22 protein-coding genes and 2 pseudogenes are annotated in these 21,296 nt (G+C 62.2%); 13 read left to right on the plus strand and 11 right to left on the minus strand.

The features are described from left to right. Positions 1-61: 61 nt before the first annotated feature. The 4 genes from HAP41_RS30060 (at position 62) to HAP41_RS30075 (ending at position 3,508) form a co-directional block, all read left to right on the plus strand. On the plus strand, positions 62-1,657 hold the full coding sequence (locus tag HAP41_RS30060; RefSeq protein ID WP_166094069.1) for a sensor histidine kinase: 1,596 nt from the start codon (positions 62-64) through the stop codon (positions 1,655-1,657). A 44-nt stretch (positions 1,658-1,701) separates the two neighbouring features. Further along, positions 1,702-1,905 (plus strand): DUF1289 domain-containing protein, encoded by a 204-nt coding sequence (locus tag HAP41_RS30065; RefSeq protein WP_028146760.1) that lies wholly within the window; start codon positions 1,702-1,704, stop codon positions 1,903-1,905. A gap of 28 nt (positions 1,906-1,933) precedes the next feature. Then, positions 1,934-2,473, plus strand: coding sequence for a TIGR02281 family clan AA aspartic protease (locus HAP41_RS30070; protein ID WP_063984038.1), 540 nt, complete (start codon positions 1,934-1,936; stop codon positions 2,471-2,473). Positions 2,474-2,839: 366 nt separating this feature from the next. Further along, positions 2,840-3,508 (plus strand): outer membrane protein, encoded by a 669-nt coding sequence (locus tag HAP41_RS30075; protein WP_038943855.1) that lies wholly within the window; start codon positions 2,840-2,842, stop codon positions 3,506-3,508. Between the two features lie 52 nt (positions 3,509-3,560). Here the strand turns inward: HAP41_RS30075 and dusA are convergent, their stop codons facing one another. Next, complete coding sequence (dusA, locus tag HAP41_RS30080) at positions 3,561-4,490, minus strand: tRNA dihydrouridine(20/20a) synthase DusA (RefSeq protein ID WP_224580701.1); 930 nt, start codon at positions 4,488-4,490, stop codon at positions 3,561-3,563. Positions 4,491-4,992: 502 nt separating this feature from the next. Here dusA and HAP41_RS30085 point away from each other — a divergent pair. Further along, positions 4,993-5,148, plus strand: a pseudogene (locus HAP41_RS30085) (DUF736 family protein); the annotation flags it as partial. Between the two features lie 221 nt (positions 5,149-5,369). Here HAP41_RS30085 and HAP41_RS30090 read toward each other — a convergent pair. The 3 genes from HAP41_RS30090 to HAP41_RS50405 form a co-directional block, all read right to left on the minus strand. Further along, on the minus strand, positions 5,370-6,131 hold the full coding sequence (locus HAP41_RS30090; RefSeq protein WP_166094065.1) for an IS5 family transposase: 762 nt from the start codon (positions 6,129-6,131) through the stop codon (positions 5,370-5,372). Positions 6,132-6,316: 185 nt separating this feature from the next. After that, a complete protein-coding gene (locus tag HAP41_RS30095) occupies positions 6,317-6,979 on the minus strand; it encodes a LysR substrate-binding domain-containing protein (protein ID WP_321576426.1) in 663 nt (220 codons plus the stop codon). Positions 6,980-7,023: 44 nt separating this feature from the next. Then, positions 7,024-7,197 carry a LysR family transcriptional regulator gene (locus HAP41_RS50405; protein ID WP_321576376.1) on the minus strand — a complete coding sequence of 58 codons (174 nt, stop codon included), beginning with the start codon at positions 7,195-7,197 and terminating at the stop codon, positions 7,024-7,026. Positions 7,198-7,354: 157 nt separating this feature from the next. On the opposite strand from HAP41_RS50405, the gene HAP41_RS30100 reads away from it, so the two are divergent. From HAP41_RS30100 to HAP41_RS30135, 8 genes and pseudogenes are all read left to right on the plus strand, one after another. After that, complete coding sequence (locus tag HAP41_RS30100) at positions 7,355-8,101, plus strand: SDR family NAD(P)-dependent oxidoreductase (RefSeq protein ID WP_166094059.1); 747 nt, start codon at positions 7,355-7,357, stop codon at positions 8,099-8,101. Between the two features lie 138 nt (positions 8,102-8,239). Beyond that, on the plus strand, positions 8,240-8,983 hold the full coding sequence (locus tag HAP41_RS30105) for an alpha/beta fold hydrolase (protein WP_206706241.1): 744 nt from the start codon (positions 8,240-8,242) through the stop codon (positions 8,981-8,983). A gap of 78 nt (positions 8,984-9,061) precedes the next feature. Then, on the plus strand, positions 9,062-9,808 hold the full coding sequence (locus tag HAP41_RS30110; protein WP_166094050.1) for an SDR family NAD(P)-dependent oxidoreductase: 747 nt from the start codon (positions 9,062-9,064) through the stop codon (positions 9,806-9,808). Between the two features lie 30 nt (positions 9,809-9,838). Beyond that, positions 9,839-10,219, plus strand: a complete 381-nt coding sequence (locus HAP41_RS30115; RefSeq protein WP_166094038.1) for a DUF427 domain-containing protein — start codon at positions 9,839-9,841, stop codon at positions 10,217-10,219. Between the two features lie 23 nt (positions 10,220-10,242). Then, on the plus strand, positions 10,243-10,989 hold the full coding sequence (locus HAP41_RS30120; protein WP_166094026.1) for a glucose 1-dehydrogenase: 747 nt from the start codon (positions 10,243-10,245) through the stop codon (positions 10,987-10,989). Between the two features lie 104 nt (positions 10,990-11,093). Beyond that, positions 11,094-12,221 carry an MFS transporter gene (locus tag HAP41_RS30125; RefSeq protein WP_166094021.1) on the plus strand — a complete coding sequence of 376 codons (1,128 nt, stop codon included), beginning with the start codon at positions 11,094-11,096 and terminating at the stop codon, positions 12,219-12,221. A 777-nt stretch (positions 12,222-12,998) separates the two neighbouring features. Beyond that, a pseudogene (locus HAP41_RS30130) lies at positions 12,999-13,658 on the plus strand (HWE histidine kinase domain-containing protein); the annotation flags it as partial. 147 nt (positions 13,659-13,805) lie between these two features. Beyond that, a protein-coding gene (locus HAP41_RS30135) for an IS630 family transposase (protein ID WP_166055883.1) occupies positions 13,806-14,752 on the plus strand; the annotation gives its coding sequence in 2 pieces (ribosomal slippage) (positions 13,806-14,145 and positions 14,145-14,752; 948 coding nt in all). Positions 14,753-15,292: 540 nt separating this feature from the next. On the opposite strand, the gene HAP41_RS30140 is transcribed toward HAP41_RS30135, so the two are convergent. The 7 genes from HAP41_RS30140 to HAP41_RS30170 form a co-directional block, all read right to left on the minus strand. Next, a complete protein-coding gene (locus HAP41_RS30140; protein WP_166094006.1) occupies positions 15,293-15,442 on the minus strand; it encodes a hypothetical protein in 150 nt (49 codons plus the stop codon). A 225-nt stretch (positions 15,443-15,667) separates the two neighbouring features. Continuing rightward, positions 15,668-15,982: a hypothetical protein gene (locus HAP41_RS30145; RefSeq protein WP_166094001.1), complete on the minus strand. Its 315-nt coding sequence runs from the start codon at positions 15,980-15,982 to the stop codon at positions 15,668-15,670. 12 nt (positions 15,983-15,994) lie between these two features. After that, on the minus strand, positions 15,995-16,966 hold the full coding sequence (locus HAP41_RS30150) for an ArdC family protein (RefSeq protein ID WP_166093992.1): 972 nt from the start codon (positions 16,964-16,966) through the stop codon (positions 15,995-15,997). Positions 16,967-17,910: 944 nt separating this feature from the next. Next, positions 17,911-18,951: an IS110 family RNA-guided transposase gene (locus HAP41_RS30155; RefSeq protein WP_166093978.1), complete on the minus strand. Its 1,041-nt coding sequence runs from the start codon at positions 18,949-18,951 to the stop codon at positions 17,911-17,913. Between the two features lie 121 nt (positions 18,952-19,072). Next, a complete protein-coding gene (locus HAP41_RS30160) occupies positions 19,073-19,609 on the minus strand; it encodes a cysteine hydrolase family protein (protein WP_166093971.1) in 537 nt (178 codons plus the stop codon). Between the two features lie 33 nt (positions 19,610-19,642). Then, positions 19,643-20,281, minus strand: a complete 639-nt coding sequence (locus tag HAP41_RS30165) for an acyl-homoserine-lactone synthase (protein WP_175618060.1) — start codon at positions 20,279-20,281, stop codon at positions 19,643-19,645. 194 nt (positions 20,282-20,475) lie between these two features. Beyond that, entirely contained in the window at positions 20,476-21,204 is a 729-nt protein-coding gene (locus tag HAP41_RS30170) for an autoinducer binding domain-containing protein (protein WP_166093967.1), read from the minus strand. Positions 21,205-21,296: the final 92 nt, after the last annotated feature.

A 21,296-nucleotide genomic window follows, 5' to 3' on the forward strand; every position in this document is an offset into this window, starting at 1 on the left:
CTTGCCAGAGATAGACAATGCAGAAGGCCCGCCTTTGCGCAGGCAGGAATGTTGTTGTTCGATGAGTAAACCCGCTGAAAAGCCAGAGGTCGTACAGCTTCCGGCCGAGCCGGTGAGCGCGCCATCGGCGAGCAGCCGCCGGGCTGCGTCGCAGCGGGTACGCGAGGCGCGCGACAAGTTAACGTCGACCAGCGGAACCCGGCCGGCTTTCGACGCCGAGATGCTGCGCCAATATGCCCAGACGCGGCTGTCGGCCTCCTATGTCGTGATGCTGCTGGTGGTCGCCACCGGCGTGCTGTTCGGGCTGTGGATGCAGCCGATCCCGGCCGCGGCCTGGACCGCCGGCATGCTCTGCATCCACGCCGCGATGATCCGCAGCTGCCACCGTTTCCTGGCAGAGGCCCCCTCGCCCGCGGCGACGCGCACATGGCGGACGCACTTCGTCGTACTCGACCTGCTCTATGGCCTGTGCTGGATGGCGATCCTGATCCATCCCGTGCTCGACATGGTCACGGAAACGCTGATGATGTTCCTGATGCTGCTGGTGATCGCAGTGTCGAGCATGCTGGCCGCCAATCTGCCGATCGCCGCCCTTGCCGCCACGGCGCCGGTCGCGGTCGCGATGGCGCTGAGCTTTGCAATCACCGGCGCGCTCGACAATTACATCCTGGCGGCGCTCGCGCTCGCAGCCGAAGGCTATTTCGTGCTGCTGGCGCACCGCCTGCACTCCTCGACCTTCGCCACGCTCGAGGCACGCGCCGAGAAGGACGCGCTGATCGGCGAGCTCGAACAGGCCAAGGCGATCTCGGACGAAGCGCGCCACCGCGCCGAATCCGCCAACGTCGCAAAATCGCGCTTCCTCGCGCAGATGAGCCACGAGCTGCGCACGCCGCTGAACGCGATCCTCGGCTTCTCCGAGGTGATGAAGAGCGAAATCTTTGGCGCGCACGCGGTGCCGGTCTACAAGGAATATTCCGCCGACATCCATAATTCCGGCGTGCACCTGCTCAACCTCATCAACGAGATCCTCGATCTGTCGCGGATCGAGGCTGGCCGTTACGAGCTCAACGAGGAAGCGGTGTCGCTGGTCGGCATCGTCGCCGACTGCCATCATCTGATGAAGCTGCGCGCCTCGAGCCGCGGCATCACCATCCACGAGGTGTTCGAGCAGGCCATGCCGCGGCTCTGGGCCGACGAGCGGGCGATCCGCCAGGTCGTGCTCAACCTGCTCTCCAACTCGATCAAGTTCACCCCGCAAGGCGGCGAGATCTGGCTCAAGGCCGGCTGGACCGCTTCGGGCGGGCAATATCTCTCGGTGAGGGATTCCGGCTCCGGCATCCCCGAGGACGAGATCCCGATCGTGCTCGCCTCGTTCGGCCAGGGTTCCAACTCGATCAAGTCGGCCGAACAGGGCGCAGGGCTCGGCCTGCCCATCGCCAAGAACCTGATCGACCTGCATGGCGGCACATTCACGCTGAAATCGAAGCTGCGCATCGGCACCGAGGTCATCGTCACCTTCCCGCCGGAGCGCGTGATGAGTGCGCTGGCGCCGATGTCGGACGATTCGCCGCCGCTCCAGCCGGACAGTTCCGCGGTGCCCGACGAGAAGCGCCGGCCGCGCCACAAGCCGATCATGAGCGCAGGTACGGGCTCTTAACGAGATGCTTGCAGACATGCCCGACGATCCCCCACTATGGCCACATGAGCAAAGAAACGCCGTGCGTCGCCGTCTGCATGATCGATCCCAAGACGAGGCTGTGCTTCGGCTGCGGCCGGACCTTGCCGGAGATCGCGCGCTGGCACGCCATGGAGAGCACGGAACGGCTCGCGGTGATGGCGCTGTTGCCGGCACGCATGGCGGACGCGGGTTTGCAGCCGATCGCGGGATCACCGAAACGCGCCTGACCGCCCTGCGTCGCCTCGGAGGCGCGCAATGATCCGCTTCCTGCTCGTTCTCGTCATGCTCGCCGGCACGGCCGGTGCCGTCGTCGCCTATGGCGATCCCGACCGGATCGCGCGCGCGAGCAACAAGGTCTCGCACATGTTTCGCGCGCAGATCGCCTCCCCGGCCCCGGCCGTGCAGATCCAGCGCGGCCAGGGCGGCGAATTCGCGCTACGTGCGAAGATCAACGGCGTCGCCGCACCGATGGTGATCGATACCGGCGCGACCTCGGTGGTGCTGACCTGGGAAACCGCGAAAGCGATCGGACTGCCTCTCGAGATGCTCGAATACGACGTCGATCTCGAAACCGCAGGTGGCCACACCAAGGCAGCCCGCCTTACGCTCGACCGTCTCTCCGTCGGCCACCTCGTCGAAAAGTCGGTGCCGGCCCTCGTCGTGCCGCGCGGGCAGATGAAGACCAATCTGCTTGGCATGAGCTTCCTCGACCGCCTGGAGAGCTGGGGTGTGCGCGCCGACAAGCTGATGCTCACAGGCTACCCGGAATTGCCGGATCGCCGCGCGCTCCGATAATCCGCTTCGCTGCGCGCCTCATGCGCACGATCAAGGCCCAATCAGCCGGGACTGCCTGAGCCGCACAACGCGATCGGCGTCTGTCAAATCGCCCTTGGCCGCTCTGGCGCCAGTCAAACTGACGGCGCCGCTCCATCCAGGCAGCCCCGCTTGATCCAGTCCGCGAGGCCACCTTTGCGCCAGCGCGCTGCGCAACATCGGCGCGGCTGCCAGCCAACCGCCTAACCCGAGCCCCCGCGAACAACCCATCGATGTGGCATTTCCTCTATTTACAGACCGCCTAGTCGGTTTATAACAATCCCATTCCCGGATCGGGGTTGGACAAGGCTGCTCCGCGAGGTGCGGCCAAGTGGGAGATTGAGAATTATGACTGCCAGAGCCGCCTTACGCCGCACGATGCGCGCCCTGCCCTTTGCCGCGGTGTTCGCCGCGAGCAGCGCCTGCGCTGCCGACCTGTCGCCGCGCTACGCCGCGCCCTCCTCCGCCTACACGGCGCCGCAGCCGGTGTATTCGTGGACAGGTCTCTATGCGGGCTTCAACGCCGGCTACGCAGAGAGCGGCGACGACGCGTTCAATAATCTCGTCGGCATCAGCGGCGGCAAGGTCAAGGGCGCCGTCGGCGGCGTGCAGATTGGCTACAACTACCAGCTCTCGCCGATGTTCGTGGTCGGCATCGAGAATGACTTCGAGGGCGGCGACATCAAGAACCACGACGCGCTCAACAGCGCCGCGGTGAGCATCCCCTGGTACATGACCGGCCGCGCCCGCGCCGGCATCGCGACGATGGATTCACGGCTGCTGTTCTTCGGGACCGCGGGTCTTGCCACCGGCGAGTTGAAGGACGGGCCGATCAACAAGATGAAGATGGGCTGGACCGCGGGCGGCGGCGTCGAATGGGCGTTCCTGCCGAAATGGTCGGCCAAGGCCGAATATCTCTACACCGAGTTCAAGCACGACGATCTGCCGGACTGGAACGCCGCCAAATTCCACACCTTCCGCGTCGGCGTGAACTATCATTTCGATCTGCTCCGCTGAGGCGGATCGACGAGGAGCCGGATTTTGCGATCCGGCTCTTCACCCGTTTGGGCTAGGCCGCGGCCTCCGCCGGAGCGCGCGCACCGACACGCGCGATCGCATCGCGCAGCACGTCCACACCGGCGCCCGGCTTCACCCCCTGCTCGGCAAGATGGCGGCGGAAGGCGCGCGCACCGGGCACGGCGTGGAACGCCCCGACGAAATGCCGCGTGATCGCATGCAGCCGCGTGCCCCGCGCGAGCTGCTGCTCGATATAGGGCATCATCGCTTCGAGCGCGTCCTGCATCGTCGCATGCGGCGCCGCTTCGCCGAAGATGTCTTGATCGACGGAGAGCAGCCGCCATGGCTCCTGATAGGCGGCGCGGCCGAGCATCACGCCGTCGACGTGCTCGAGATGCGCTTTCGCCTCGTCGATACCGGGGATGCTGCCGTTGATGATGATGGGCACATCAGGCATCGCGCGCTTGAGGCGATAGACGCGATCATAGTCGAGCGGCGGGATGTCGCGATTCTCCTTCGGCGACAGACCGTTGAGCCAGGCCTTGCGGGCATGCACGATCAGCGCATCGCAGCCTGAGGCGACCACTCCGCGCGCAAGCGTATCGAGCGCGACCTCCGGATCCTGATCGTCGATGCCGATGCGGCATTTGACGGTGACGGGAATGGAAACCGCGCCCTTCATCGCGTCGACACATCGCGCCACAAGCTCCGGCTCCGCCATGAGGCAGGCTCCAAAGCGGCCATCCTTCACACGATCCGACGGGCAGCCGACATTGAGGTTGATCTCGTCATAGCCGAACTCTTCGCCGATCCGCGCGGCCTGTGCGAGCTCGCGCGGATCCGACCCGCCAAGCTGAAGCGCCACCTTGTGCTCGACCGCATCGAACCCAAGCAGCCGCTCCCGGTCGCCATGAATGATGGCGCCGGTCGTCAACATCTCCGTATAGAGCAGCGCCCGCCGCGTCAGATGGCGATGGAACACCCGACAGCGGCTATCGGTCCAGTGCGGAGCTGGCCCTTGTAGCTGCCGTTGTCGTTCTTGGTGACGTATCCGATTGCGGTCATGGTCTTGTCCTCTTGTTGTTCGCGAGGAGCCGATCCCCTCGCGATGGCTGGACCGTGATGGGGAGCGCAACGCCTTCGAACCCGCGGGCTTCTCGCGGGGCGTAGCGCATGCGGAGCACCTGAGCAGACGGCTTTTTTGAAGCGCAGCGGCCGCGAGGAGCCGGACTTGTCCGGCGGGGAAAAAAGCTGGCGGCGAGGGTTTTGGCAGGCGGGGCGCTTCCCATAGGTCCTCTCAGCCACGCGGGGAGATCGGTCCCGCAGGAAACAGAGGACAAGCCCCACCCGATCGGAGGGCGCTGAGGCGACAACCCACACGAGGACGGCTCTCATGGCGCTTTCGCATACAGGTCCGACGAACCCAAAACCTACGTGGGGCACCACGAGCCAGCCATTCCGCCTTTGGCATCGTGCCCGAGAACGTCGGGATCGGGGCGGGCTGGATCCGCCGCGGCGAGAACAGCCGCAAGGACTATGTGAGCCTCTCACTGGCGGCACCCGAGTTCGGTCCGCGTAAGCGCTATGACAATCTTGGCCGCGGCACGGGCGGCGACGACGACAGATCTTCGCCGCATTAGCCGGCTAACGGCCAACGCTCCCTAGGCGACGCTCGTGGAGACCAATCTTGAAGCTATGCTTGCACTGCCGTTTCGGATTGAGACACCACAACTGCTCAGGTCTTCGCGCGCTTGCAACGGGCTCTTACCTACTCGAACGCGAGCTATCGACCGTGCGCCACGTGTCCACTGGGCAAATTCAATGTACATTGCTTCTTGTGCACGCCGCTTCCCGGTTTGCATTAGGATGCGGACTCATTAAGGCGCAGCCACAGCCTGATTGACGCCAGTTGAACGAAGGCAAGGTAGTTGGCGGCAAGTCTGTCGTAGCGTGTCGCCACTCGGCGATATTGCTTGATTCTGTTGAAGAACCGCTCGACCTGGTTGCGAGCTCGGTAGAGATAGGGCTGAAGCAGATTGGATCGCAGCGGTTTGCTTTTCGGCGGAATGTTGGCCCACGCCCCCTTCTTCAGCGCAAGCTGTCTAATCCAGTCTGCGTCATGGCCACGATCAGCAAGCAGCATTGACCCAACTTTCAGACGAGACAGCAGTTTTCCGGCAAGCCGCACGTCGTGGGCCTCACCGGGACTCAGCGCCAACCGTACCGGCAGACCATTGCTATCGACCACCGCATGAATTGTGCTCGTCAGGCCGCCGCGTGACCTCCCCATCGATTGGCGCTTGTTTCGTGTGATCCAAGCTCCATGTCGATGCACTCGGACAATGAAGGTGTCGATCATCTGGACAGCCGCATCGTGGGCAGCCGCAAGTGCGTCGATGATGCGGCTCCAAACACCAGCCCGCCGCCAGCGGACGAAGCGGTTGTAGCAGGTCGTGTATGGGCCAAACGCCTCCGGCAGATCACGCCAAGGTGCTCCTGATCGTAGGATCCAGAAGATGCCGTTGAGGACTCGTCGATCGTTTACCCGAGGAACGCCACGCGGCTTGTTCGGCAGCATGGGCTTGATGGCGACCCATTCATAGTCAGCGAGTTCGTAGCGCATGAGTTGACTCCAGTTGGGAGTTTGAATGACGGGGTCTTTCTGACGCAACGCTTCTGGAACGTCCTGGTTAGGCGCTCACGGATAGAAACGGACGGCAACCTGCCGACAATCCCCACTGATCAGTCGAAAATGATCCGTCTCTGACAATTGACGGCTGAGCCCGGCGCCTCGGGTCCTAAGCAAGTCTATGCCGCATCCAGGCCATCGATCCTCGAGAGAAAGGTCTTCAATATTGGCGAGGCGTTGTCGCGGCGGAAGCCGACCGTTACAGCGATCGTCGGCGCATCACCTTCGAGAGGGCGACTTACGACCGACCAGGGCAGGAAATTCTTCGCGGATGCCGGCAGAATAGCAACGCCACGGTTAGATGCGACGAGCGAGATCGCCATGGCGTAGTTGTCGATTTCGAATGCCGGCGTGACCTCGATGCCGCAGCGCTCGAGGTATTCGGCAATGAGCGCCCGGAGCACCCGCGGCACTTTCGAGATGCCGATATAGGTTTCGCCGACCAGATCCTTTGGATCGAAAGTCTCTCGCTGAGCGAGCCTGTGATTGCTGGGCAGAACGGCGACCAGCGGCTCCTGCGCCACGACCTTGAATTCGATGTCCGGTGTCTTCTCGCCGCGCAGAAATGCGACGTCCAGCCTGCCACGTGCGAGCTCCTCCGCCAGCGTCGCCGAATGATCGCTGGAGACCCGAATTTCGATGTCGGCCAGTTCGTTGCGCAACAAGCTGGTCGCACGCGGTAGCCAGTCGACCTCCTGGCCGGTGGTGAAGCCGATCGCAAAGACCTGTTTGCTCGGCTGTGCCGCGCGCCGCGCGCCGTCGGTGGCGGCTTCGGCTTGCATCAGTGCCAAGCGAGCATGTTCGAGGAAAACCCGACCAGCCTCCGTCAGCTGCACGCCGTGCACGCTGCGGACCAGGAGCGGCACACCGACTTGTATTCCAGGTCCCGAATCTGCCGGCTCAGGGAGGGCTGCGCCGTGTGCAGTCGCTTCTCGGCCGCCACGGTGAGGCTGCCTTCTTCGGCGACGGCAACGAAATAGCGTAGATGGCGAAGCTCCATTCCATACTCTCCAGGTATGGGAAGGGAACTTACAAAGTCTTTTTCAAAAGCGCTAGTCGGGCCCAAATAGCTTCCAACAGCAACGAGACACCGGCTTCTGACCATGCCCTCTGGGCAGGGAACGGGTGGCTTGTGCCCAATTTGAGGAGCTTTCGCCATGTCCAACCCCGTCGTGCTCATCACCGGAGCTCTGACCGGAATCGGCCGGGCCACTGCCATCGCGTTCGTCAAACAGGGCTCGACCGTGGTCGTTTCCGGCCGTCGCGAGGCCGAAGGCCGGTCGCTCGAGGCCGAGCTCCGCGGCCTCGGCGCGGAGGCCGCGTTCGTTTTCGCCGACGTGCGCCGCGAGGACGATATCCGTCGCCTGGTCGATCAGACGGTCGAGCGCTTCGGCCGGCTGGATGTCGCCGTCAACAATGCCGGCACGGAGGGCACCCCGGGGCCGGTGACCTCGACGACGCTGGAAAGCTATGCCGCGATGTTCGACACCAACGTGCTCGGCACCCTGCTCAGCCTGAAGCACGAACTCAGGGTCATGCAGCGGCAGGGCGCGGGCAGCATCGTCAACATCTCGTCAACAATGGGCGAGCGCGGCGCTGCCAACCTGTCGCTCTACGTCGCGAGCAAGCACGCCGTGGAAGGCCTCACCAAATCCGCAGCACTCGAAGCTGCCGCTTTCAGCGTCCGCGTCAACGCGGTGGCGCCGGGGCCGACAGAGACCGCGATGCTCGATCGTCTGACCGGCTCGCCGGACAAGAAGGCTGCCTTCTACGCCGCCGTACCGCTCAAGCGCGGCGCGAGACCAGAGGAAATCGCAGAGGCCGTCGCTTTCGTGGCTTCGGAGAAAGCCTCTTTCATCACAGGCCAGATCGTACGGGTCAACGGCGGCAAGACCGCAAGCTGAATCCAATCGGTCACATCATCTCAGACATGAAAAGGAGTTCTGCCATGACTACGCACACACACCAAACTGCACCCACCCAATTCGTCGACGCCAACGGCATTCGCTTCGCCTATCGGCGCTTCGGCAAGACAGGCGGGCGTGCCGATCGTCATGAACATCCATTTCCGCGGCACCATGGACCATTGGGATCCGGCCGTGACCGATGGGCTGGCACAGCAACGCGAAGTCATCCTGTTCGACAATGCGGGCATCGGTGCCAGCTCGGGCGAGACGCCGGCGACCGTCCCAAGCATGGCGACAGATGCCATCGCCTTCATCAGGGCGCTCGGGATCGGCAAGGCCGACATCCTCGGCTATTCGCTCGGCGGCAAGGTCGCTCAGGAGATCGCCGTGCAGGCGCCCGACCTGGTTCGCAAGCTGGTCCTGGTGGGTACCGGGCCGCGTGGCGCCGACACCGCCGGCAGCAAATCCGCAGAGATCTTCTCTGCGACCTACGATCCGCCCGAACATCTCTGGATCGCCGCGCATTTCCTGCCCAATGCAGCCGGCCGTGCCGCCGGACGGAAGTACCTCGAACGCAAGTTCCGTCGCAAGGATCGCAGCCCGGAAGTGAGCGAGACGTCCGCCACGGCTCAGTACGCGGCGATCGTCACGTCGAACGAGAAGACCGATGGCGTGTGGGATTATCTGGCCGACATCCATCATCCTGCTCTGGTGGTCGATGGCAGCAACGACCTGATCATCCCCACGGTCAACGGATTCACGCTGCAGCAGCGTCTGCCGAACGCGCAACTCATCGTCTATCCGGACTCGAGCCACGGGCCGCAGAACCAGTATCCGGAGCTATTCGTGGCCCACACCGCCATGTTCCTGGACGCGTAGCGAAACGCGGGTCGTCGAACCGGTCGCGTTTCCGTCCTGTGCAATCGCTGCCCTGGATTTCCTGAAAGGAAGATCGTCATGAAATCGTGCTGTGGAAAGACTGCGCTCGTCACCGGCGCCTCACGCGGCATCGGGCGCGCCGCCGCTTTGGCGCTCTCCGAAGCCGGAGCCCAGGTCCTGGTTCACTACGGACGTGGCGCTGCAGAAGCGCGTTCGGTGGTCGACGAAATCAAATCCGCCGGAGGCAAGGCCCAGGCGATCGGCTTCGATCTCTCGGATCCTCAAGGTGCGCACAAGCTTGCCGCCAAGGTGCATGAAATCGTCGGCGAACGGCTCGATATTCTGGTCGCCAACGCCGGAGTGGCCAAAGCCGCCACGATCGAGGAGACAACGATCGAAGACTTCGACGCGCTCTTCGCCGTCAACGTGCGGGCCCCGTTTTTTCTGGTCCAGCAGTTGATCCCGATCCTGAAAGAGGGATCCAGCGTTATCTTCACCTCTTCGCTCGCCGCGCATGCGGCCGTGGGAGCGCTCGCCGCCTACGCGGCCACCAAGGGAGCCATCGACACCCTGGTCAAGCACTTCGCCTTTGTTCTGGGAGCGAAGGGCGTGCGCGTCAACGCGGTCGCGCCCGGCGTCGTCGAGACCGACATGTCCAGCTTCGCAAGGACCGAGTCCGGCCGCGAATTCACCCTCTCCATGCAGGCGCTAAAGCGGGTGGCGCAGCCCGACGACATCGCGGGCGCCATCGCCTTCCTGGCGTCCGATGCCGCGCGCTGGGTGTCCGGCGACACGCTGAGGGTGGACGGCGGCTCGAAGCTTTGAGCGACAAGACGCAATGAAAGGACAAACGTCATGACGGAGCGCACGATCAAGATACCCGGCCCCGATCATCCGATCACCATCGAGCGGAACGAAAAGCGGGTCGTCGTCACCGTAGGGGGACGCGTGATCGCCGATACTCGGCGAGCCCTCACACTGCGCGAGGCCAAGTATCCGCCAGTTCACTACATCCCGCGCGAGGACGTCGATATGGCCGCCCTCGCGAGGTCGGCGACGCGGACTTACTGCCCCTACAAGGGTGATGCGTCCTACTTCAGCATTCCAGCCGGCGGCGAACGTTCGACCGACGCGATCTGGACCTATGAAGCGCCCTATGAGGCCGTGGCCGAGATCAAAAATCACCTCGCTTTCTACCTCGACCGCGTCGACGCGATCGAGGAACAAGCCGCCTGAGCGGCATCTTCAAGGAGTACGTCATGTCTGATCTCACCGGCAAAGTCGCCATCGTCACCGGCGCGTCGAAAGGCATCGGTGCCGCCGTCGCCAAGACCCTGGCCGCGCGTGGCGCCGCGGTCGTTGTCAATTTTGCGTCGAGCAAGGCCGGCGCCGAGGCGGTGGTCAAATCGATCACCGGCTCGGACGGCAAGGCAATCGCCGTCCAGGGCGATGTATCCAAGGCTGCGGAAGCCAAGGCTCTCGTGGACGCAGCGATTTCTGCCTACGGCCGCCTCGACATCCTGGTCAACAACTCGGGCGTCTACGAATTCGGTCCCCTTGAGTCGATCACCGAGCCGCAGTTCCGAAAGATGTTCGACGTCAACGTGCTGGGTTTGCTGCTGATGACCCAGGCCGCGGCCCCCCATCTGCACGAAGGCGCCAGCATTATCAACATCGGCTCCGGCGTCACCGCCATCACCCCTCCCCAGACGGCGGTCTACACCGCCACCAAGGGGGCGGTAGACGTCGTCACCGGCGTGCTGGCCAACGAGCTCGGGCCTCGCAAAATCAGGGTCAACACGGTGAGCCCCAGCCTCACCGAGACCGAAGGTACCCATAGTGCCGGAATGCTCGCGTCCGAATTCGAAGCCGGCATCATCGCCCAGACGCCGCTCGGACGCCTTGGCCAGCCCCAGGACATTGCCGACGTCGTGGCCTTCGTGGCCTCGGACGACGCGCGCTGGGTGACCGGCGAAAGGATCTCGGCCGGCGGCGGCCTGCGCTGATGGGACGGATCCATGTCGGCCTCCGGTCATCGGATGGCCGACATTCTCCGCCGAGACTGGTCTGGAGCCGCCGAGCGAGTTTTTGGGTCTCGCTCGGCGTTGCCATGCATACGCTATGGACAAGCGCCGCGCCGGCGCTCAGCTATCGGCTCTATGCGGAGGAATGGCAGCTGTCGCCCATACAGACGACAGGCGTCTTCGCGATCTATCCGTTGTTCGTCGTCGGCACGCTGATTCTCCTGGGCGATCTGTCGGATCATGTCGGCAGGCGATGGACCATGCTTGCCGCTCTGATGTTCTCATTGATCGGGGCTCTGACACTCGCATGGGCCGTCAATGTGGAATGGCTCCTGGTTGCCCGCGCAGTGATGGGGGTAGGGGTCGGCCTTGCGAGCGGCGCTTCGACTGCGGCCATCCTCGAGTTCAGTTCTACCGGCGATCCCGAACGCGCCGCTTCGGCGACCAATCTGGCGCAGGCGCTCGGATTCGCCACCGCGCTACTGCTCGGCGGCGCTCTGATCCAGTACGCGCCCTATCCGTTGCGGCTAGACTTCTTCGCGCTTGCGGTGGTCATCGCCGCGCTGATCCTGCCAGTCTGGTTTCTTCCGCGTCATGTGTCGAGCCGGACGCCGTGGGCTCCCCGATTGCCTCACGTGCCGGCCACCGTTCGCAAAGCATTCCATGTGGCATCGATCGGCGCCGCGACGGCGTTCGCCACAGGCGCCGTCCTCCTTTCGCTCGGCGGCCAAGTGGCACACGACCTGGTCGGGTCCGCCAACGAACTGACGAACGGCGCCATCCTGGCGAGTTTCGCCATCGTGTCCGCGATAGCCACGATCGTCGCGAGAAAGTTACGGCCACGAGCTGCTCTCTTACTCGGTTCGGTCACGACCACGATCGCTGTCCTCCTTTTGTGGTTGGCAACGAAATTTCATCTACTGTCCGCTTTGCTCATTTCGACCTCGTTGGCCGGAATCAGCTATGCATTTCTGTTCTTGGGTGCGTTGACGTTGCTCAATGCCGTCGCGCCGGCTGACAGTCGCGGTGGCGTCCTCTCAGCATTCTATCTCGTCGGATATCTCTGCATGGGATTTTGCGCCCTCGCGTTGGGTGTGGTCGCTCGCATATGGGGATTACCGACGGCAGTGGCAGCGGCGGCGATCGTACTCGCTTCGCTAGGATGTGCGACATTCCTTTTTGCTGTGGCGCGCTTTTCGGCGATGGTCGAATGACCTTCCGCTCCATGGTCCGCAATGGCCCACGCAACCTATTGCGCTGCGGCACAAACTCGGCCGGTACAGGGGAAAAAACAGACAATGCGTCTATCGCATCAGGCCGCTGGCTTTATGGGTACACAGCCTACGTCGCGTTCGCAGCGTCCGTAATTTGGGTAGAACGAAAATAGCAGACAGCACACCAAAACCATCGCGATTGACTCTAACGAAGGGTGTACGCAGGGCTGAATTACAGAACAAATATAGGTTGTTTTAGTGGCGCTTGTTCTCGTTTTGGTTGTTGCCGTGTCGATCCCTAAAACCGGATGGATCGAAAACGAAAAAGTCAGCAGCCCAAAATGGTCAAATCACTGTCAGCTCTCGCCATATTCGTGCTTCTCGGGACTTCGGTAATAGCTTTGCCCGTTTTTTCCCCCAAAGTGCAAAGGGTCGAAGCCGCGGCGCTGACCAAGGGAGACCGGTTAAAGGTCAGAACTACCGCGTCGAATTGCTCAACCCAGGTCTGGCCAGAGTTCGCTGCATCCTGTTTGCGAAACGCGGGCTCCGGAGCGAAAATCCTAGAAGCCCATCTTGTGACGGCTCGCCGATAGCGTCTTGCATCGATCGTCTATGCCGTGGCGATCGTCAGGGGTCGGATAACCGGGCGCTTGCTGAATATTCGAACAAGTTCTGTAAACTCCATTGGTTCCGGGTGAAAGAGTAAGGCGATCCATGTCGACAGATCCGACCCAGGTGCCGAACGTACTTGTCGTGGAAGATGAGATGATCCTGCGCATGCGCGCGGTCGACATCGTGGAGGATGCCGGTTTTTGCCCCGTCGAAGCCGTCAACGCCGACGAGGCAATCTCCATCCTCGAATCCCGCTCGGACATCGCGCTGTTATTCACCGACATTCAAATGCCCGGCAGCATCGACGGCTTGAAACTAGCCCACGCGGTGCACGAGCGCTGGCCTGCGATTAAAATCATACTTGTTTCCGGTCAAGTGAAGCCAACTGAGGCGGAAAGACCTGCGAATAGCCGATTCTATGGCAAACCGCTCGGCGTCGACCAAATGATCACCGAGTTGCAGCGGATGGTGGGCGCGGGTGCCCTTACGCTTCTCCCGAGCACGACTGAGTGGCCGACGAGTCAGTCTCGTCACGCCGTCGAGACGGTGGCTTCCTCGTCCCATTCCGCGCACGACGCCGTCCTGTTGGCAGAGAACGACAGCCTGCGCCTGTTGCTCGAACAGGCCGAAATAGACGCGCAGGCCCTGCTCGTTCAAGCCGGGATCGATGCCGAGCAGCGGGAGGCTTCCGACAAATTGCAAAAGCTAATCGTCGGGGAACTTCATCATCGCGTCAAGAATACTTTAGCCATGGTCAGCGCGATCGCGTCCCAGAGTTTCCGTGGAGCCCCCAGTATCGAGCACGGACAGAAGGCAATGGAAAGTAGGCTGACCGCGCTGGGACGGGCTCACGATATGCTGATGCAGGTCAGTTGGGCTAGAGCATTTTCCGACCGGAAAGAATCGGGTGGGGATTCCCAAAACGGCGCGAGTCAGATTCAAGCTGCATGCTGGCGAGGGAGGCCAGCATGTATGGCCAGGGCGCTTTCGGTTGATCTTCGCCAAAGGGTGGTAGCCGCGATTGACGGTGGCATGTCCTGTCGACAGGCTGCTGAGCGCTTTGGTGTCAGCGCGGCCAGTGCGATCCGCTGGCGCGCTCGCCTCAAGAAAGTTGGCGACATCGTTCCTAAACGCCAGGGCGGTGACCGCAAATCGCAGCGCATCGAAGCGCATTCGCAATTGATTCTGGAGGCGGTGACAGCGAGGCCGGATATCACGCTTGCCGAGTTGCGAGAACTGTTGAAACGTCATGGAATATCGACTGGCATCGCGTCGCTCTGGCGTTTTTTCCAGCGCAGAAAGATCACACTTAAAAAAAGACAGCGCACGCCGCCGAGCAACGGCGCGGCGATATAAATGCCGCACGTGAGGAGTGGTTCGAAGGGCAAATCGACCTTGACCCTGAGCGTCTCGTCTTCATCGACGAAACCAGCGCCAACACCAAAATGGCGCGGCGTTACGGGCGCTCGCCACGCGGCGAGCGATGTCGTGCAGCTATCCCACACGGACATTGGAAGACGACGACGTTCACCGCTGGATTGCGCTCCGACGGTCTGATCGCGCCGCTTGTTCTGGACGGTCCAATGGATGGCGACGCTTTCCTGGCCTACGTCGAGCAATTGCTCGCCCCATCGCTGCGGCCGGGCGATACCGTTATCATGGACAACTTGCCCGCTCACAAGGTCCATGGCGTTCGAGAGGCCATCCAGGCGGTCGGAGCTAGCCTGCTCTATCTTCCGCCCTACAGTCCAGACTTCAACCCGATTGAAATGGCCTTCTCCAAACTGAAAGCGCTGTTGCGGGCCGCCGCAGCCCGCACCATGCCCGATCTCTGGCAAGCAATCGCCAACGCTCTCAAACGCTTCTCACCCGAGGAATGTCAAAATTATCTCGTCGCGGCTGGTTACGACGCAACGTGATCGGAAAACGCTCTAGCGCGAGCCTTACTCACACTCTGAGCAATGCCACAGAGCCCTATGATAGTCAGGGAGACAGGCGCTTTCATTTCAATGGGCCGGATATCAGGATTACCTCCATAGCCGTTATCGCGCTTGCGATGACGTTCAACGAGCTGTGCACCAATACTACCAAGTTTGGAGCCTTATCCGTCCCGGCGGGCCGTGTGGAAATCGTATGGACGATAGACGAGTTGAAGCAGAGGCTCCGGCTGGTTTGGACGGAAAGAGGAGGTCCAGCGGTAGTGCCTCCAGCACGGCGAAGCTTCGGCACTAGAATGATGGGGTCGCTCGGCCAACAATTGACCGGTCAGGTGAGGCTTGAATACGAACCGGGTGGCTTCATGTATTCATTGGATGTGCCGCTTAGATCGGTCGCGGCAACCGCGTAAAGTTGTCATTTCAGATCTTGGGCCTTCAGCGACTTCCGACGATATCCGTTTTCGTGCCACTGTTGGTGGTTGAGCGAACATCAGGCGCCCAGCCGCCTAACGATTAGACAGCCTAGTTGAACCCCTTCACAACCACCGCGAGGCATGAGCACAACACCGCCGTCGAGGTCAGCGTCGAGACGGTAACGACGATCTGGGCGAGGCAGATACGCCTCAGCTTGATCGCGTACGGCTCGGGAAAGACCTTCTGAGGATGTGCCATGGTCGGCTCCATGATGCGGTGCGACGCACCGCCTGGATCGACTCATAGGGCGAGGCGCCCCGATTGGCTTCCAGCTATATTTGCGAGTCCCCGGATTGACTCGTCCGCGACTCGCGACGCAACAAACTCGGGCGCAAACCAAGTGTTCGCAGCCGAATCGGCGTCCTCAAGCCCCAGTAAACAAAGGATTAAAGATTTCGCGGGCGCGCGCAAGCAGTAGGGATTTCACGGGTCACATTGCCCGATCGGAAACCTCATATAGCGTGGCACGAAGCCTTCGACCTCCACCCTGTCCTCGCCCTCGAGGCAGTCGTGGATGATCTTGTTCTGAACACGGGCGGGCTCGGAGACGTGGGCGTCGGCGATTTCCTTGCCCGCGGCGTCGGCGAGCATGGCTTCGATGGCGGTGCGACGGCGGAGGAGATCGAGGAAGGTCTCATCGAGCTTCCACCATCTGGCCGCGTCGAGCTTCAGCACCATCCCGGCGGCCTCGGTAAGTACCGAGCTGCTGCGGCGAAGCGTCCGCAGCGGACTGGCCACCAAGGGCGCCTCTCAGGGCGCCGCCGCCTCCACTTCCGTCGAATGGTTGCCCGGACCAAACGCGAGCAGGAAGTCGGCCGCTTTGGACGCCTTGCTTGCCGCCTGGAAAATCGCCCGGCTGTCCTCGCGAAGGACGTCCAGCCAAGAGCCGAGATAGTCGGCATGGCGGACGGTCGGTTTGATGCTGAGAGCTGCGCAGATGAAGGCTGCCGTCAGTTCGGCGACGAGTTCTTCCTTGGCATAGGGTTTGGAGCCAAAGGCGCCCGAGAGGTCGCGGTTCAAGCGATTGGGGTGACCGGTCCAGTGTCCCAGCTCGTGGAACAGCGTCCGGTAGAAGTTGATCTGCTCAAAAAAGGCGGCCTGCTGCGGGATATGCACGCGATCGGTGGTCGGCGCGTAGAAGGCCTCGCTGCCGCCAATGCGGATATCGGCGAGTGTTGCGGCTGCGAGCGCTTGCGCTTGCGCTTGCGCTTGCGGCACGATCTCGCATTCCCTTGCGGGAAGTGCTTGCGCGGTGAGATGGTCCGGCAGGTGCTCACACTGGTCGAGGTTGAAAACAGTGTAGCGGCGCAGGAAAGGAATGGACGCCTCGCCCTCCTCCGCTTTGGTGTGTCCAGCTTGCTCCTGCCCATCCCGTCCGCGTTTCGGAATGAAGCGGTCGGCGTAGCAGACGGTCACGCCGTGTTCGCCCTTGCGCACGGAGGCGCCGAGGTTTGCCGCCTGATTGAAGGTGAGCCAGCGCTGCGAGGAAAAGCCGCTCTTAAAAAGCTTGCTCCAGAGGATCAGGATATTGATCCCGGAATAGGCCTTGCCAGTCGCAGCGTTCCGCGGCAGCGAGAACGCGAGCTGATCCCCCTCCACGCCCCAAGGCCGCGCCCATGGGAAGATGCCGGCCTCCAGATCGGCGATGATGTGTGTTGTAATCTCCTCGTAAAGGCTGAGTTGCGGCTTGGTCGCTTCATCGCGCTGTTTCTTCGAACCCATGACAATGTCCATTCGCCCTTCTTTCGCGCCCTGCCACCGGAAGGCGGGGTGGGCGGCGAAGAGCGACCGGAAAGCCCCGAACATTTAAGGCGGGCCGCACCGGAACGGCCGAAGCGCAGCGGAGGACCGCGCCCGCGAACCAAGTGCGCAAGGAGAGATCGAGACGGGCGCGGTTGCGGCCTGCCGGTTCGGGGCTATACGGGAGCGCCGCCCACCCCGCCTTCAGGGGGCAACTCAAATGCGCCGGCCGCTCCGCGGCCGGCTCCGCAAAATGCGAACCAGGCGGTGCTTTCGGATCGAGCGCTCATGAGATTTTTCATCCGAACACCTTGGTGCATAGACGATGCCCACCCGCAGGCGACGCTCGAGCTCAGGCACCGATTCCACTCAGTCTTCGCACTCACATAGTCTCTGCTTTTGCCGCTCGGCTGATTCCTCGCAAACGTAGCTTCCGAAGGGTCTGCTTGCGGACGTTGCTTCTCAAGCATCTTCTCAGAGGCGTTGCTTCCGCTGCGCCGCTTTCTCTGCGTTGCTTCCAACGCGTCGCTTCGACGATGCCGCGTCCCTGACATCATCTCCTGGATCTCGCTTTCACCCAGACAACGCTGTCTTTTGCGTCAGGGATCGAAGCCGGTAGGCCGAGACCATCTCAGGCTCGGTTCATATGTGGACGGCCCCCGACTTGCAAGAACGGCTCTGGCAGCATGCTCGGATCGCTTGCGCTCATATGTCCGGCCTGTTTTCGGGTCTTGCGACCACCGGCCAAGATGGGCTTCGCGGACAGTGAGATCCAAACACGAGAGCGGCATTTTCTGCCGGTAAACCGAGCGGAGCATTTCACTGACCGGCTTGCGCCGAACGTACCACCTCTTCCTGTCCTGCAAGTTCCGCCCTCGGCGTCAAACCTGCCGGTCTGGCCGCCAAGCTCTACGTTTCGTTCAAGGCTATGTTGGCATCGGCATAACGCTGCTTGCAGGTCGATACCGCTCACCACTGACCATCAGTTTCCAGGCAATCCGCGCCAGCTTGTTTGCCAACGCTATGGCCACGAGCTTCGGCGGCTTGCGTGCGATGATGTCTTTCAGCCAGGGCCAGGACCGAGTTTCCCGTCGGCGCATATCTGCGATCACGGCCGTCGCGCCAGCCACCAAAACGGTTCGCAACATGCCGTCGCCGGCGCGTGTAATCACGCCGAGCCTGTTCTTCCCGGCCGTCGAGTGATTCTTTGGGGTCAGGCCGAGCCAGGCGGCAAAGTTTCTTGCCGACTTGAACCCGCGAGCATCCACGACCTTGATTGAAAGCAGCGTCGCACCGATCGGACCAACGCCCGGGATAGCCGCCAGCCGTCGGCTCATCTCGTTACTCCGGTGGAGTTGCATAAGCTTCTTGTCGAGCGTGGCGATCTGGTCGTCGACGCGCGCCAGTTCTGCCGCCAAGGCGTCCACCAACTCCTTCGCCAAGTCGGGGACTGTTGCATCGGCCTTGATATCGATCAGCAATTGCGGAAGCCGCGAAAGTCCCTTAGGCGCGGTAAAGCCGAATTCAGCGGCGTAGCCGCGGATAGAATTGGCAAGTTGGGTCCGCCTGCCTATGAACTGGTTGCGCACACGCGCGAGCATCTGTGCGCCCTGCTGCTCGGGGCTCTTGATAGGCACAAAGTTCTTGCGCAGTTTCGGCCGGCTTGCCGCCTCGCAAATTGCCTCGGCGTCCGCAGCGTCGGATTTCCCGCGCTGCACGTACGGTTTGACATATTGCGGCGGAATCATCGCCACCTCGTGCCCGAGCGATTGCAGTTCCCGCGCCCAATAGTGCGATGCCCCGCAAGCCTCCAGCGCGACAAGTGCAGGCGGCAAACGACTGAAGAACTCCAAAACCTGCCCACGTCTCAACTTACGCCGTAGAATCGGCTGCTCCGTCTCGTCAACGCCATGCAGCTGAAACACACTCTTCGACGTATCCAGACCGATGCGAACAATCGTTTCCACGGGCGGCTCCTTCGTTTGAGGTCAGCGACGACCTCTTCTTGCCATGCAGTGTGGCGGAAGGGGGCCGTCCACCCCAACACGAGGGCCCGGCCCGCAAGCGAAAGCTTGCGGGGGCGCCCACTTAAGAGAGCAATTGCTGGATCCTGAGTGTCGAGGCTCGATCATCACAGGCCATGGCCCACTCGAACAACGTCTGGCGAACTGTCGTCGTGACGATACCATGATGCGCCAGGCGATCTACGACGATCTGGCGATCGGCCTCCCTTCTCGCGAATGCCAGATCCGAGAGCAGCCGTACCTCATATCCACGACTCGCGCTTTCGATCGCTGCGATCAGCACGTCTTCCTCCAGATACAAGCCACCCAAGAACACGATTCCCACGTCCGCGTCCGCGAGATGTGCGGCAAAGGCCGGATCTCGCCATGGCGACAAAGCCTCGGATTGGAAATGCTCGATCGCAGCGGCCACCTCCTCGGAAAGCGATCCCGGCTGATACTCGCCAAACGCGATCAACGGCGCGCCAAGAAGATCACGGCAGATCGGGAGAAGTGCCAGAGCTTCAAAGCATCGTATGGCGAAAGCCTCAGCCCCTCCCGCGACGCTGCCTCGCGCGAGATTGAGCAGGACGACACGGCTGTGGCGGGGATCTGCCAGCAAGATCCAGGCTCCTTGGCGCGAGGCATCATGTGGTCACGCAGCTTTGCGGCCTTCGGGCAGCTTGCGCACCACCGGTCCCGCAAGCCCTGCCTGCCGGTACATCGCCTCGAGCGCCAGGTCGGAGTCTCTCAGATAACCTGCGAGCGCGATCGTCTGACCGAGCTTGCGCGGTTCGGTCAATCTCTCGAGCGGCCAGTATGCGCGCCGCAGGATGCGCTCCATTCGCACATCAGTGACTGTCACGATCGCGTTTGCGCCCTTGGTACGCATGGTTTCGATCATTGCTGCAAAAAGTACGAAAGTCGCGCGATTGAATCCACGTTGCCCGATCTCGGCGACGCGTTCGGTGTCGACGCAAAAGCGCGAACTCTCGAGGACGAGTTCGCTTCTCGGCGCCTCCTTGTCACCGAGCAAGATGGGGAACGTATCCGCGAGCATGGTCGGGCCGGTGGTGGGGAGCAGCCTGACGCATCCGAGCACGACGTTGTCGTCAGAGACGACCAGGACGTGGGTCGGTGCCAGCGTATCGTAGATGTCAATCTCGAGATCGCCGGAGACCGATACCGTCCAATCCAGCCGATCCCTGAACACCCGGCGGCGCAGGCGGAACATCTGCGCCAGCAAATCGAGCTGGGATCCAGTTTGGCGATGGTCGAGCGTAATGGCGTGCATGGCGAACTCCGTTGAAAGGGAGTTCACCAGACCAGAGTAAGGCGTTCGAGGCGCCTGTGCTATTTTACAGGTTCATGACCGCACCGAAACTTGCGCTAGCGTCAGCAAATGAACGTAACTTTTTTCCACAAGAGGCCGATCTGCCGAACGCCTTGACGCGTCGCGGCACCGGTCGGCCGAGAGGTGGAAATCTGTCAGGGCAGAAGTCTTTGCCGCATCGCCAGCGCGACGCAGTGCGTGATGGACGTGGCGCCGAGCTTGCGGCGTGCGTTTCCGAGATGAAACGCCACGGTGCGGGGCGTGATGCCGAGGATCACGGCGGTCTCGGACACGGTCTTGCCTAGCGCCGCCCATGCCAGGCATTGCCGCTCGCGTTGGCTGAGGATCTGGACGCGTTGCGGCTCTTCGCCGCTTGCGGGCCGGCCGCGCAAATGCGTGTGAAAATAGAGGCCGAGCAACTGGACGACGTCATGGGATGTCGCAAGCAGCACATCCGGCTCCATCAGGGCATCATCGGTCGCGACGGTGAAGGCCGCCATGCGGCCGAACCCTGCCCTGATCGGCACTGTAATGCCCGACTTGATGCCGAACTCGGTCGCCTCCTGAAAAAAGCGGACCTGTTCCCGGCTTGCGGGGCGAATTGACCCGGAGGATGCTCCCCAACTGAAGGTCGTGTGTTCGCCTCGTGCTCTGAGCACGACGGGGTCGAGCCGCTGATATTGGCGGCGCAAATATCGGCTCGTCCAGGATTTCGGGTAGGACGAGATCAGGTTCAAGGAGCTGTCGACATTGCTGAGATAGGCAAACCACCGAAAGCCGAGACCATGAGCCGCGCGCGTCGCTAATCGCTCAAATTCGCTCTCATCCACGGCCGTTTGAAGGGCATCGACGAAGTCCTGAAAGACGTTCTCTGCCCAGTTCATGGTTGCGATGATCCAACATTGGCGCTGGCGCGGCGGATTGTGCTCGATAAGGCCGTCCTTGCGGCGATCTCGGACCTTCGCTTGTGCCGAGT

Source organism: Bradyrhizobium barranii subsp. apii (assembly GCF_011516635.5).
In the GTDB taxonomy this organism is placed as follows: Bacteria; Pseudomonadota; Alphaproteobacteria; order Rhizobiales; family Xanthobacteraceae; genus Bradyrhizobium; species Bradyrhizobium barranii.

What these genes read in the sequence shown, in the direction of transcription:
- HAP41_RS30060 (WP_166094069.1), top strand. Translation starts at nt 62, where the DNA reads ATGAGTAAACCCGCTGAAAAGCCAGAGGTCGTACAGCTTCCGGCCGAG.
- HAP41_RS30065 (WP_028146760.1), top strand. Translation starts at nt 1,702, where the DNA reads ATGAGCAAAGAAACGCCGTGCGTCGCCGTCTGCATGATCGATCCCAAG.
- HAP41_RS30070 (WP_063984038.1), top strand. Translation starts at nt 1,934, where the DNA reads ATGATCCGCTTCCTGCTCGTTCTCGTCATGCTCGCCGGCACGGCCGGT.
- HAP41_RS30075 (WP_038943855.1), top strand. Translation starts at nt 2,840, where the DNA reads ATGACTGCCAGAGCCGCCTTACGCCGCACGATGCGCGCCCTGCCCTTT.
- HAP41_RS30090 (WP_166094065.1), bottom strand. Translation starts at nt 6,131, where the DNA reads ATGCGCTACGAACTCGCTGACTATGAATGGGTCGCCATCAAGCCCATG.
- HAP41_RS30095 (WP_321576426.1), bottom strand. Translation starts at nt 6,979, where the DNA reads ATGCAAGCCGAAGCCGCCACCGACGGCGCGCGGCGCGCGGCACAGCCG.
- HAP41_RS50405 (WP_321576376.1), bottom strand. Translation starts at nt 7,197, where the DNA reads ATGGAGCTTCGCCATCTACGCTATTTCGTTGCCGTCGCCGAAGAAGGC.
- HAP41_RS30100 (WP_166094059.1), top strand. Translation starts at nt 7,355, where the DNA reads ATGTCCAACCCCGTCGTGCTCATCACCGGAGCTCTGACCGGAATCGGC.
- HAP41_RS30110 (WP_166094050.1), top strand. Translation starts at nt 9,062, where the DNA reads ATGAAATCGTGCTGTGGAAAGACTGCGCTCGTCACCGGCGCCTCACGC.
- HAP41_RS30115 (WP_166094038.1), top strand. Translation starts at nt 9,839, where the DNA reads ATGACGGAGCGCACGATCAAGATACCCGGCCCCGATCATCCGATCACC.
- HAP41_RS30120 (WP_166094026.1), top strand. Translation starts at nt 10,243, where the DNA reads ATGTCTGATCTCACCGGCAAAGTCGCCATCGTCACCGGCGCGTCGAAA.
- HAP41_RS30125 (WP_166094021.1), top strand. Translation starts at nt 11,094, where the DNA reads ATGCATACGCTATGGACAAGCGCCGCGCCGGCGCTCAGCTATCGGCTC.
- HAP41_RS30140 (WP_166094006.1), bottom strand. Translation starts at nt 15,442, where the DNA reads ATGGCACATCCTCAGAAGGTCTTTCCCGAGCCGTACGCGATCAAGCTG.
- HAP41_RS30150 (WP_166093992.1), bottom strand. Translation starts at nt 16,966, where the DNA reads ATGGGTTCGAAGAAACAGCGCGATGAAGCGACCAAGCCGCAACTCAGC.
- HAP41_RS30165 (WP_175618060.1), bottom strand. Translation starts at nt 20,281, where the DNA reads ATGCACGCCATTACGCTCGACCATCGCCAAACTGGATCCCAGCTCGAT.
- HAP41_RS30170 (WP_166093967.1), bottom strand. Translation starts at nt 21,204, where the DNA reads ATGAACTGGGCAGAGAACGTCTTTCAGGACTTCGTCGATGCCCTTCAA.